Genomic DNA, 13,003 nt, shown 5'->3' with positions numbered 1-13,003 from the left:
CTACACCCAATCCTGAACTGACAATTGCTGCGCCAGGGCGCCTATATTTCCTGCGCCCTGGGTAAGTAATACATCACCAGGACGAAGTCGTGCTTTTAGGATCTCGAAGGCTGCGTCTGTACTCTCTACGAAAACCGGCTCAAACGTGCCTTGCAAACGAATACTGCGACACAAACTACGACTGTCAGCACCCGCAATTGGCGCTTCGCCAGCCGGATAGACGTCGAGCAACAGCAAGCTATCTACGGTCGATAACACCCGCACAAAATCCTCGTACAAATCTTTAGTTCTACTATAGCGATGCGGCTGATACAGCATTACTAGGCGGCGGTCTGGCCACGCCTGACGCGCCGCCGAAATCGTTGCTGCCACCTCAGTGGGGTGATGTCCATAATCATCCACCAACATGAATTCGCCGCCGGCCACCGCAAGCTCGCCATAACGCTGGAAACGACGACCCACGCCTTGGAAGTTAGCAATACCGGCGCAAATAGCGCTATCCGACAAGCCTTCATCGGTGGCTACCGCAACCGCTGCCGTCGCGTTTAACACGTTGTGAACACCGGGTTGATGAATACACAGAGCCAACTCGCTGCCATCGCGACGACTAACAGAAAAACGACTTTGCATACCCAGCTTCTCTAATGAATGAATACGGAAATCGGCGTCGTCGCTAAAACCGTAGGTCAAGGTGGGCCGACCAATATCAGGCATTAACTCGCGCACCACGTCATCATCAATACAAACCACCGCAATACCGTAAAACGGCAGATTGTGGAGAAACTCGATAAACGTCCGTTTCAATTTGTTAAAGTCGCCGTCATACGTAGCCATATGATCAGCTTCGATATTCGTCACCACCGATACCATCGGCTGTAAATGTAAAAATGAGGCATCACTTTCATCAGCCTCAGCAACCAAGTAGCGACTTTCTCCCAGCGCGGCGTTGGTGCCGGCACTGTTTACCAATCCGCCAATAACAAAAGTGGGATCTAAACCAGCCTCGGCAAAAATCGAGGTAATCAAACTCGTGGTGGTGGTTTTGCCATGGGTACCAGCAACCGCGATCCCATGACGATAACGCATTAACTCCGCCAGCATTTCGGCCCGACGCACTATCGGTACGCGACCTTGTCTGGCGGCAATAATTTCAGGATTGGCGTCGTTAATGGCACTAGACACAACCACTACATCGGAATCACCAATATTTTCACCGCGATGACCAAACGCAACTCGGGCGCCCAACTGTTGCAGCCGCGCGGTACTTGTCGATGCCTTTAAATCTGAGCCGGAAATAACATAGCCAAGATTTAATAGCACTTCGGCAATACCACACATACCTGCACCACCAATACCCACAAAATGAATGCGTTTTACACGACGCATTTCGGGCACGACAAAGGGATGCTTAGGACTCATGGGCAAACTCCATGCAGTAATCTGCGGCCACATCGGCAGCATCTATTTTTGCGAGCCGTCTCGCGGCTTGCGCATAACTCAATAATGTCTCCCGCTGCGCCCTTGGGCTTTGCAGCCACGCAACTAAGGCTGGCGCTGTAAATTCTTTTTGATCAATAATTTCGCCCGCACCACCGTCAACAAACCACTTAGCATTCGCGCGCTGATGATCATCAATCGCATGTGGCAGCGGTATTAATATTGCTGGCACACCCGCTGCAGCCAACTCAGCTACTGTTAGCGCGCCGGCGCGACATATGACAATATCCGCCCAGCTATATGCTGCCGCCATATCGTCTATAAAGGCTTCTGCCAATACATTTACACCTGCTTCTGAGTATGCTGCTTGCACCGAAGATTCATGGTCGCGTCCAGTTTGATGCCACAACAAAGGCCTATCGATTACCGGGAACTGCTGCCACGCCGCGATTACCACATCATTGATTGGTTTGGCGCCGAGACTGCCGCCCAGTACCAATACTCGCAACTCACCACAGCGCTCAGCCCAGCGCGCAGCAGGGGGGTCGAGTGCAGAAATTTCACGCCGTACTGGGTTGCCGATATAGCGATTTTTATCACCACCTAGGGCAATGGGATAGCCGGTAAGACACAGCCTTGCCACTTTTGACAACAGACGATTGGTGGTTCCCGCCACCGCATTTTGTTCTTGGATCACCACTGGCACACCCAGCAATTTAGCCGCCAAACCACCGGGGCCAGACGCATAACCGCCCATACCCACGACGCAGAAGGGTTTTAATTTAATAATGAGGCGCATGCTATGAAGCACGGCTAATCCAGCTTTGAAAATTGCCAACACCCGAAAAACCGGATTTTTACCGCGCACCCCTGACATATCCAAACAATGTAGCGGTAAGCCCGCAGCAGGCACTAATCGGGCCTCGATACCCGCAGCCGTACCTAGCCAATGAACAGCTACACCGCGCTCTGCCAGCGCATTAGCCACCGCCAGCGCCGGAAAAACGTGCCCGCCAGTACCGCCTGCCATCATCAATACCGTTCGTTCAGCGGCCATCTTGCCTCCGACATTCCAGTTCGATTCTTGCCACCAATGCGACCATGGCCATACATACAATTAAACTGCTGCCACCGTAACTCATAAACGGCAAGGTCAAACCCTTGGTTGGCAATAGGCCGGTATTTACACCCATATTGATAAAAGCCTGACCACTGATCATGACCGCAATACCATATGCGACGTAAGCATGAAACTGCTTGCCCATAAATTCTGCATAACGGCCAATAAATAATATCCGCCCAATCAACGCGACGAACAGGCCGAGTATTAGCATGCTGCCCAGAAATCCAAATTCCTCAGCAAAGATCGCAAAGACAAAGTCGGTATGGGCTTCGGGTAAATAAAACAATTTCTGTACACTGTTACCCAAGCCGACGCCGCTAACCTGACCACGCCCAAAGGCGATCAGGGACTGAGTTAACTGGTAACCCGTATTGAACTGGTCGGCCCAAGGATCGGTGAACGCTGTTAAGCGCTTCATTCGATAGGGTTCAAAAACAACCATGGCGACCGCGCCGGCAACACAGCTTAGAATCACCAATAAAAACTGACCAAGCTTAACGCCGCCAAGGAATATCATCACAAAGGCAGTACCCGCAGTCACTACGGTTGCGCCAAAATCCGGCTCGAGCATGAGCAACAATGTCACCGCAAATAGCAGAGCCATTGGTTTGACAAACCCCGACCAACTTTGACGAACCTCATCATTGCGACGCACCAAGTAACCCGCTAGGTAGAAAATGACGCACAGCTTTACAAACTCAGAAGCTTGCAGCGTCAATGGACCGAGTGCGATCCATCGCCGACTTCCATTCACTTCACGACCAACACCCGGAATGAGCACCAAGGTAAGCACTACAAAGCCCAGTAACAGCAACAACCAACCACTGCGTTCCCACACATCAATCGGGGTGAGGTACATCACAATGCTAGCTACCGAAGCCAAACTAAAATGAAATAAATAGCGCTTGGCAAAATAAAACGCATCGTCGTAGCGACTCGCCGCATGCTCGACCGAGGCCGAGGTCATGGCTACAAACCCGACTACTAATAATGCGGCTAAAATCAGCTGCAAATGCCGATCGAATTTTTGTATCTCAGCAAATCTATCTCGCAGGTAGGTCATGCTAAAGGACCTCCCGCTAGAGACATTACGGCATCGCTAAACTGACGACCGCGATGCTCATAATCGCTAAACATATCAAAGCTCGCGCAGGCCGGAGATAGCAATACAATATCCCCCGGCAGTGCATACGCAGATGCCGCTTTTACTGCAGAGGACATACTGTCACTGGTCATTGCTGGAATTCGCTCACCCAGCATTTCAGTGAGCGTCGGCGCCATCTCGCCAATAAACACCGCGGCGCGCGCCGACGCTACAAGAGCGTTTATTAATGGTGCGAAATCTGCACCTTTGCCCACGCCACCGGCAATGAGTACCACTTTACCGGCGCTCGCCAAACCTCGCAGTGCAGATACCGCTGCACCCACATTGGTACCCTTAGAATCGTTGTAATATCGAACATTTTGGTACTCAGCAACAAATTCACAGCGGTGCGCTAAGCCTTTAAAATCGCACAAAGCCGTTAACATTGCCGGCATCGCTAAACCAACGGCACTACCCAGCGCCAGGGCGGCTAGGGCATTACTAATATTATGTGAACCGGCAATTTTCATCGCCGCCACTGGCAGTAAAGCCTCGCGTGCCAAGGCCAAATACTGTTCGCCATCCTGTTCAATAATGCCGAAAGCACGAAAATCAGAACGACCAAGACCGAAACTCCACCGCACCACACCATCAGGTACCAGTGGTGTACTCAAGGCATCGTCGCGATTGATTACGACTTGTCGACACTCTTTGAAGATCTGATGTTTGGCCTGGTGGTACTTAAGAAAGCTGCCATGGCGGTCTAGATGATCTTCACTCATATTCAATACGGTGGCGACTTCAGCGCCCACTGAGTCACAGCGTTCTAACTGAAACGACGATAACTCAACCACGTATAGGTCAATATCGTCGCTTAACAAATCTAAGGCCGGAGTACCTAAATTACCGCCCACCGCGACCCGGTGCCCTTGGTAAGCCGCCATCTCACCCACTAAAGTGGTTACGGTACTTTTGCCATTAGAGCCAGTAATAGCGACTATCGGGGCATTAGCCTCTCGACAGAACCATTCAATATCACCCGATATAACAACGCCCTGCGCTTTAGCTGCCGCAATGGCCGGATCCGCCAGAGAAATACCTGGGCTAACCACTAACTCGGTGGCAGACAAAAACTGCTGAGCATTAAAAGCGCCCAAGCTGAGTTCAATATGCGGAAACTCGCGGCGAAACTGCTCTAAACCAGGGGGGATTTCGCGACTATCTGCAACCGCAAACGACATGCCTTGGTTAGAGAAATAGCGGGCGACAGAAAGCCCGGTTTTCCCCAAACCGATAACAACTCGTCCATTGTCGGATGCAATCAAACTCATGTCCGCATCAACCCCGTAATAAGTTCATCGTAGTTTTAAAGTCGCCAAACCAAATAACACCAGCATGACAGTGATAATCCAGAACCGCACAATCACGCGGGGCTCTGGCCAGCCTTTTAATTCAAAATGATGGTGGATGGGCGCCATTCTAAAAATACGCCGACCGGTCAACTTGAAAGAAGCGACTTGTAAAATGACCGACACCGTCTCCAGTACAAAAATGCCACCCATAATAAAAAACACAATCTCGTGCCGTGTTATTACTGCGACCGTCCCTAGCGTTGCGCCTAGTGCGAGGGCACCCACATCGCCCATGAATACTTGAGCGGGGTAGGTGTTAAACCATAGGAATCCCAAACCTGCGCCGGCTAGTGCGCCGCAAACAACAATAAGTTCACCCGCCCCCGCTACATAGGGAATATTCAGATATTCTGCAAATTGCACGTTGCCCGTTAAGTAGGCAATGATACCCAGCGCGGCACCAACCATTACCGTAGGCAATATCGCGAGGCCATCTAAACCATCGGTTAAGTTAACGGCATTACTCGACCCAACAATGACGAAATACGTCAGCACAATAAAAAATGCGCCCATCTGCCAGCTAAAGTTTTTAAAGAAGGGAAAAAACAATTGAGTATCAACGGGGCTATCCGCCGTAATATAAAGAAATATAGCTGCACCCAAGCCCGCGACACTTTGCCAAAAGAATTTCCAGCGCGCCGGAAGTCCGCGAGGATTGCGCTCGATCACCTTGCGGTAGTCGTCTACCCAACCCACGGCGCCAAATACTGCAGTGACCGCAAGCACCGTCCACACAAAAGGATTTCGTAAGTCTGACCACAATAGAGTGCTGGTAAAAATCGCTACTAAAATAAGGGCGCCACCCATTGTTGGCGTACCTGACTTAATTAAATGCGATTTCGGACCGTCGTCGCGAACCGCTTGACCAATTTGATAATAATTTAACTTGCGAATCATCACTGGACCGACAAGCAGCGAAATGGCCAATGCTGTCAACACACCTAATATGCCGCGAAAAGTCAGGTACTGGAATACCGCAAAACCGCTGACATACTGACTGAGATATTCAGAAAGAAATAGCAGCATCAGCTGTTACTCCCCGTCAGTTTTGCAGAAAGTTCGTCTACCACTTGCTCCATCGCGGCGCTGCGCGAACCCTTAACCAATACGGTATCCCCTACTTCAACAAAATCATTTAATATCGAAATTAAGTCAGCTTTACTTGAAAAGGCAAAGCTATATTGTCCAAATTCACTGGCCATTAGAGGCGCAAACTCGCCCACAAAAAACACAGCATTAATTCTATTTTCGCGGGCATAAGCGGCGATCTCGCGGTGCCGCAGATATGACTCTGGTCCGAGCTCACCCATATGCCCCATAACAAATACTTTTCTACCTACGCCACTCGCCAACACATCAATAGCTGCGCGCACTGATCCAGGATTAGCGTTATAACTGTCATCAATGACGGCAACGCCGCCAATATCTCGTCTTAGCAAACGCCCGCTGACGCTGCGCATCGATTCAAGTCCAGCAACCACGTCATCCAAACTCACGCCGGAAGACAATGACGCTGCCGCAGCAGCAAGCGCGTTAGCAACCATATGCTTACCCGACAGGGGCATACACACCTTTGCGCTGCCATTAAAACTCACCAATTCAAATTGAACTTTACCAGGCACACTCAAATCAATATTACGAGCAAACACATCAACATCCTCACGCACAAGGCTGAATAAGCGCTGCGTTACAGCTTTGGCACTCTCGCGCCAAAACTCGCAATACGCATCATCAGCATTTATGACGGCAAGGCCATGTTTGGGCAAACTACGGAATATTTCGCCTTTGGTCTTAGCCACAACTTCCAGTGATCCAAACCCCGCAATATGCGCTTGCTGCGCATTTGTTAATATCGCAATATCTGGCTCAGCAAATTCACATAAGTAATTAATATCACCCTGTTTCGCCGCGCCCATTTCAATCACTGCAAAACGATGCTTTTCTTCGATGGCGAGCAAACTCAATGGCACACCAACTTCATTATTTAAATTTCCCTGCGTTGCGAACACTTCGCCGCACCTGGCGAAGATATTCGCCAACATTTCCTTAGTGCTGGTCTTACCGCTGCTTCCTGTAACCGCAACTAGTGAGCCGGCGAACTGCCGACGATTTTCTCTCGCTAGCAATCCCAGCGCACGACGACTATCTGCAACCAAAACATTGGGAAGAATATCGCTAGATTCAGTCACTAGCGCGGCAATGGCACCATTTTGTTTGGCCATCTCGACAAACCGATTACCATTAAAATTTTCACCGGAAAGCGCAATAAATAAATCGCCGTCTTTAACACTTCGCGTATCTGTAGAGACACCAAAGAGTGAGACGTTCTCGCCATGCAGTACTCCCGAGGTAATATCGGCAATTTTCTGCAATGTCATTGCCGCAATCACAACGTCACCCTCGCAGCCAAAGCAAGGCGAGCGCACTGCACATCACTGAAGGGCAGCCTGCGACCGCCAACTTCCTGATAGTCCTCGTGCCCTTTGCCCGCAACCAACACAACATCACCGGGATTTGCAGATTGAATTGCGCTATTGATCGCGACATCACGCTCTAGCTCTATCGAGGGCTCATTACTCATTCCCGAGCAGATATCTGAAATGATTTGCGCAGCTTGTTCTGATCTTGGATTATCGCTGGTCACCCAAACTTGATCGGAGAATTTTTCTGCAATCGCTCCCATTAGCGGCCGCTTAGATTTATCTCGGTCGCCGCCACAGCCCATTACACAAATAACTTTACCGCTAATGGCAGCCCGCAAGGTTTCTAATACTTTCTGCAAGGCATCAGGGGTATGCGCGTAATCAATTACCGCAATGACGTCGTCTTTTGCACGCAGGCATTCCATACGACCAGGTACAGGTTGCAGTGACGGCAAGGCGGCTTCTATTTTTTCCGCCGGCACACCTAAACCAAGTAATACTGCGCTTGCAGCTAGTAAATTGGACAAATTAAAGCCGCCTAATAACGAGGAGCTAATCGTCAGATCTCCCCACACGCTTCGCAGCCTCGCGCTAATACCATTGATATCGCAGCTCACGTCTTCGGCATAAACCTTTGCCCGGCTATCGAAAACACTGAAGTCAATTACCTGCTTAGCGCTTGATCTTGCTAGCAGTTGACGACCAAATTCATCATCGCGATTTATTACCGCCAGCTGCAGATCAGTCCAGTTGAGCAAACGGGCTTTTTCTTCGCCATAGGCTTCCATAGAGCCATGGTAGTCGAGGTGGTCTTGGCTAAGATTGGTAAACACGGCCGCAGTAAACTGCAATGCAGCTGGGCGATGTTGGGCCAAGCCATGTGATGACACCTCCATGGCAGCCCAACTTGCACCACCATCTCGCCAGTCGGCTAAAAGTGCCTGTACAGAAATTGCATCAGGTGTGGTGTTATTGCCACTATTTAAGCGGCCAAATCGGCCACTGCCCAATGTGCCAATCAATCCGCAGGGCTCACCAATCGCCTCTAATAATTGTGCAATCATCCACGCGCAACTGGTTTTACCATTGGTTCCGGTAATACCAATTAGCTTAAGTTGCGATGATGGATGACCGTAAAAACGTCCAGCAATATCACTCAAGTTTGTAGTTAAATTATCAACAACAATAACCGGCAGTGACCACTGCGCGGCGTCGAATGGTGCGTCAGCAATCACCGCCACGGCACCGGCCTGAATAGCAGAATTAATATAATCTCGACCATCGACAAGGTGGCCCTTAACAGCAAGGAATACATCACCTGCCTTTACTTCGCGACTATTTAAGGCCAAACCTGTCACGGGCACCGCGGCAACTTCGGGCGCCAAGTCATCTAGTAGATCGCCGAGTAATCTCGGTACTGTATAGTCCTGTTGCTCTGCCATCACGCTGCCGCATCTCCCTTAACTTTAGGTTTAGGGGAAGCCGGTTCGAGATTATCCGGCGCTATATTTAATAACCGCAAGGCGTCTGAAACGACCTTTGAAAATACCGGTGCAGCAACCAGGCCACCAAAGTAATCACCGTGTGGCTCATCGATAGTGACCACAGCCACAATGCGCGGATTACTTGCAGGCGCAACGCCGGCAAACACCGCAAAATATCGATCTTCTGAGTAGCCACCAGCTTCGGCTTTATGGGACGTGCCCGTTTTACCCGCAATACGGTAGGCGTCCACTTGAGCGCGGGTAGCCGTGCCACCCAAGGACGTCACCTCTTCCAGCATATCCACGATCTGACGCGCAATCTTGGCGGAAATCACTTGCTGCATAACCGGTTTATCGCTGCGCTTTAATAAGGACGCTTGCTGAAACTTCCCGCGATTTGCAAACACCGTGTAAGCTTGTGCAAGCTGTAGATTAGTGACCGTTAAGCCATAGCCAAACGCAAATGTTGCGCGCTCTATTGGTCGCCAATTAGGTCTATTGGGCAACATACCGTTACTTTCACCCGGGAAGCCTGAGCCCGTTGAACGGCCAAGACCGAAGCGATTAAAAACACCCCATACATCATGCTCATCCAAGGATAACGCAATCTTTGTAGTACCCACCTGGCTAGATTTTTTTAATACTTCAGCGACGGTAATCGCACCGTAATTACGGTGGTCTTCAAGTAATTTTCGACCAACCTTTATATAACCTGGGTTGGTATTTATAACCGTGTCAGACTGATATTTACCGCTCTCTAAAGCGGCAACAATCGTCAAGGGTTTGACCGTTGAACCGGGCTCAAACATATCGATAACAGCGCGATTACGCATAGAATCGGGAATTAGCTGGCGTCGATTATTAGGGTTAAACGAAGGCTGATTCACCATCGCCAATACTTCGCCGTTTTCACTATCGATAATAACGACCGAACCGGCCTTAGCGCCAGTTTTGGTGATGGCTTCTTTGAGCTCTCGATAGGCGAGATACTGCAAGCGCAAATCTATACTGAGCTGGACATCCTTGCCCGGGCTAGCCGCCTCGCCGGCGTCTATCTCCCTAATAATATTGCCATATAAGTCTTTCAGAACTTGTTTGCGGCCGGGCGTGCCATTGAGCCATTCATCATACGCAAGCTCTAAGCCCTCCTGACCGCGATCATCAATATCGGTAAAACCAAGGATATGCGACGTCACTTCACCGGCGGGATAAAAACGGCGGTACTCACGCTGCAAATAAACACCGGGCACTTTCATTTGAATAATTTGTTTAGCTGCGGCAGGCGACATATGACGACGCAAGTACATAAACTGACTACCGCTATACCTTTCCATGCGCCGTGACAAATCTGCGGCTTTCATATCTAGACTTGCGGCGAGGCGCGACCACTCGCCCTTGGCATTTTTTAATTCTTGCGGATTCGCCCAAATAGAAGCGACAGGTGTACTGACCGCAAGTGGCTCACCATTGCGGTCAGAAATCATGCCTCGGTGCGCGGGTATAACTTCGGTGCGATTGGTGCGAGCATTACCTTGGCCCTGTAAAAACTGATAGCCACGATCAACATCTAATACTTGCAATGTCAGTGTCCGCCACACCAAAAGCAATGCGAGCACAAATAGCGCTCCCACTACTATGCGGAAACGCCAAGGTGAAATAGGTGCTTTAACCCGATTTCCCATAACCCCCAACCATTTTTACTTCCCGCGCTTTAGGCGCTTGCATTTTTAACTTCCGCACAGCCATATCTTGAACACGATCCGGCGAAGCCCAAGTGCTTTGTTCAAGCAACAACCGACCCCAGTCCTCTTCAAACAGCATTGCCTCACGCCGCAGATCCTGCAGCTGACCAAATAATTTTCGACTTTTATGCGAACTCTGGACCACAGCCACACAGGAGATCAGCACCAACAAAATAAGCAAAGGCACAGCTACGCCGCCAAGAGGAGCCTGCCTCTCTTCTTCAATTTGGTAGGTCTTTTTATTAGTGCTGCGCTGCTTTTTGCCCAGCATATATCACCCCTATGCACATTTTTCGTATGCCAACTTCTCTGCCACTCGCATTACCGCACTGCGAGAACGCAGGTTCGACTCGACTTCTTGCTCCGATGCTTTGATCGCTTTGCCGATAATTTTTAAACGGCGGTTACGCTGACTTTCGGTTACGGGTATATAAGCGGGTACGTCGTCGCCCTCTGACTGCCGCCGAATAAAACGCTTCACCATTCGGTCCTCCAAGGAGTGAAAACTAATCACCACCAAGCGGCCACCTACCTCTAACTGGTCTACCACATTACCAAGTAGGCGCTCGAGATCGGTTAGCTCATTATTTATAAAAATTCTTATTGCCTGAAAACTTCGGGTAGCTGGATGCTTATGCTTTTCCCAGGCCGGATTTGCCTCGGTAACAATTTTGGCCAACTGCAACGTGCGAGTGATCGGCGTCTCTTCCCGCGCGGCAATAATGGCTCTCACAATACGCTTGGCAAAGCGCTCTTCACCGTAGTCCCGCAGGACCTTGATCATTTCATCCTCGCCCGCGGTTGCAATCCACTCAGCTGCACTCATGCCGCTACCAGTATCCATGCGCATATCAAGATCACCATCACGCATAAAACTGAAGCCGCGCTCGGCCTGATCTAGCTGCGGGGAGGACACGCCCAAATCCAGCAGGACGCCGGAAAATGGCCCAGCAACATCTGCTTGCTGCGCTAAACTGGAAATATCTGCAAAGGAGCCCCGCGCAATTCGAAACCGTGAATCACTAGCCGCAAGCTCTTTACCCTCGGCAATTGCTTGAGCATCTTTATCTACTCCCAACAAGCTGCCATCTGACGCCAAACGCGACAAGATCAAGCGGCTATGACCGCCGCGCCCAAACGTGCCATCAACATAGCGGCCGCTAGTATCTGTCACTAGCGCGCTGACGGCCTCATTGAGCAATACTGTTAAATGTTGTTCCACTTGACTCACTCTCACTAAAGAGAAAGGGATAACATTTCTGCTGGCATATCACCCTCTCCCGCGGCGCCCAGCCATTCAAACCAGCCAGACTCGCTCCACAATTCTAGTTTCTTACCTTGACCAACGAGCAATAGCTTCTTATCTAGGTCGGCGTAGTCCCGCAGTGGCTGGGATAGCAGCACACGGCCGTTGCCATCCATTTCCAGCGGTGTTGCATAACCGAGCAATAAGCGCTGTGCGAGCCGCGCTTTGCGATGAATATTCGGGAGTGCTTCAATTTTAGGCAGTAAATCTAGCCACTGAGGCTCTGGGTATACCAGCAAGCAGCGCTCTTCGGTATGCGCAGTAATCACTAAGCGACCGTCACAAGCAGACATCAAGGCGTCGCGAATCTTGGCTGGTATCGCCAAACGCCCCTTGCTATCCATTGTAATTGTGTGACTGCCAAGGAACATAATCCCCACCAAGCTCCGCTATTTATCCGCAAAAAACCACTAAAAACCACTTTTACCCACTGGAGCACACTATAGGAACTTGAAAGCACAGGTGTCAAGCTGTAGTCGTAGAAAATAGCAGGGAATTTTCGTAAAGGTGTCAGTAACTTACGTGTAAATTCGGAGAAAACGAGCAGAAGATTTAGAGCTAATTTCGACAAAACAATTAGATGGGGGCCCAACTTAACGTAGAACATTAAGTATGAGTATATTTTAGCGAAGAGTGGAATGAAATTGAGTCGGCCGATAAGCCGGGTTCTGTCTTGGACGACCATTCATCTGGGACCTGCGTCACCGCAAGCCTCTAGCAGCCTACCCGAATCCACTGTGGGCCACAGCAAAGGATTCCTATTTGGCCTTGCTCCAGGCGGGGTTTACCATGCCACGAACTGTTGCCAGTCGCGCGGTGCGCTCTTACCGCACCATTTCAACCTTACCGGCAGCTTGCGCTACGTAGGCGGTTTATTTTCTGTTGCACTTTCCGTAGGCTCGCACCTCCCAGGAGTTACCTGGCGCCTTGCCCTGCGGAGCCCGGACTTTCCTCCCAACAGTAAACTGAAGAGCGATCGTCTGGCCGACTCA

General features: G+C 50.3%; 11 protein-coding genes and 1 other RNA gene. All 12 read right to left on the bottom strand.

Annotation, left to right across the window (positions count from 1 at the left end; all coding sequences use genetic code 11):
* The 12 genes from murC to rnpB all read right to left on the bottom strand — a co-directional run bounded on the left by murC (position 1) and on the right by rnpB (position 13,003).
* Positions 1–1,419: a UDP-N-acetylmuramate--L-alanine ligase gene (gene murC / locus ACI955_RS06395; RefSeq protein ID WP_415242899.1), complete on the bottom strand. Its 1,419-nt coding sequence runs from the start codon at positions 1,417–1,419 to the stop codon at positions 1–3.
* Positions 1,409–2,494: an undecaprenyldiphospho-muramoylpentapeptide beta-N-acetylglucosaminyltransferase gene (murG, locus tag ACI955_RS06390; protein WP_415242898.1), complete on the bottom strand. Its 1,086-nt coding sequence runs from the start codon at positions 2,492–2,494 to the stop codon at positions 1,409–1,411. The genes murC and murG overlap by 11 nt, the downstream gene beginning before the upstream one ends.
* Positions 2,484–3,623: a putative lipid II flippase FtsW gene (ftsW, locus tag ACI955_RS06385; RefSeq protein ID WP_415242897.1), complete on the bottom strand. Its 1,140-nt coding sequence runs from the start codon at positions 3,621–3,623 to the stop codon at positions 2,484–2,486. Before ftsW ends, murG begins: the two co-directional genes overlap by 11 nt.
* A complete protein-coding gene (gene murD / locus ACI955_RS06380) occupies positions 3,620–4,975 on the bottom strand; it encodes a UDP-N-acetylmuramoyl-L-alanine--D-glutamate ligase (protein ID WP_415242896.1) in 1,356 nt (451 codons plus the stop codon). The genes ftsW and murD overlap by 4 nt, the downstream gene beginning before the upstream one ends.
* A gap of 24 nt (positions 4,976–4,999) precedes the next feature.
* Positions 5,000–6,082, bottom strand: a complete 1,083-nt coding sequence (gene mraY / locus ACI955_RS06375) for a phospho-N-acetylmuramoyl-pentapeptide-transferase (protein ID WP_415242895.1) — start codon at positions 6,080–6,082, stop codon at positions 5,000–5,002.
* Positions 6,082–7,434 carry a UDP-N-acetylmuramoyl-tripeptide--D-alanyl-D-alanine ligase gene (locus ACI955_RS06370; RefSeq protein ID WP_415242894.1) on the bottom strand — a complete coding sequence of 451 codons (1,353 nt, stop codon included), beginning with the start codon at positions 7,432–7,434 and terminating at the stop codon, positions 6,082–6,084. Before ACI955_RS06370 ends, mraY begins: the two co-directional genes overlap by 1 nt.
* A gap of 8 nt (positions 7,435–7,442) precedes the next feature.
* The gene (locus ACI955_RS06365; protein ID WP_415242893.1) at positions 7,443–8,921 is read right to left on the bottom strand and encodes a UDP-N-acetylmuramoyl-L-alanyl-D-glutamate--2,6-diaminopimelate ligase; all 1,479 of its coding nucleotides are present in this window, start codon (positions 8,919–8,921) and stop codon (positions 7,443–7,445) included.
* Positions 8,921–10,645, bottom strand: coding sequence for a peptidoglycan D,D-transpeptidase FtsI family protein (locus ACI955_RS06360; RefSeq protein WP_415242892.1), 1,725 nt, complete (start codon positions 10,643–10,645; stop codon positions 8,921–8,923). The genes ACI955_RS06365 and ACI955_RS06360 overlap by 1 nt, the downstream gene beginning before the upstream one ends.
* Positions 10,629–10,976, bottom strand: coding sequence for a cell division protein FtsL (ftsL, locus tag ACI955_RS06355; protein ID WP_415242891.1), 348 nt, complete (start codon positions 10,974–10,976; stop codon positions 10,629–10,631). Before ftsL ends, ACI955_RS06360 begins: the two co-directional genes overlap by 17 nt.
* 9 nt (positions 10,977–10,985) lie before the next feature.
* A complete protein-coding gene (rsmH, locus tag ACI955_RS06350; protein WP_415242890.1) occupies positions 10,986–11,927 on the bottom strand; it encodes a 16S rRNA (cytosine(1402)-N(4))-methyltransferase RsmH in 942 nt (313 codons plus the stop codon).
* A gap of 14 nt (positions 11,928–11,941) precedes the next feature.
* On the bottom strand, positions 11,942–12,382 hold the full coding sequence (gene mraZ / locus ACI955_RS06345; RefSeq protein WP_415242889.1) for a division/cell wall cluster transcriptional repressor MraZ: 441 nt from the start codon (positions 12,380–12,382) through the stop codon (positions 11,942–11,944).
* Between the two features lie 270 nt (positions 12,383–12,652).
* Positions 12,653–13,003, bottom strand: an RNA gene (rnpB, locus tag ACI955_RS06340) — RNase P RNA component class A.

Origin of the sequence: Zhongshania sp., from assembly GCF_047636175.1 — a bacterium.
Taxonomy (GTDB): domain Bacteria; phylum Pseudomonadota; class Gammaproteobacteria; order Pseudomonadales; family Spongiibacteraceae; genus Spongiibacter.
Note: the sequence above shows the minus strand (reverse complement) of the source record. Positions and strands in the feature narration are given on the sequence as shown.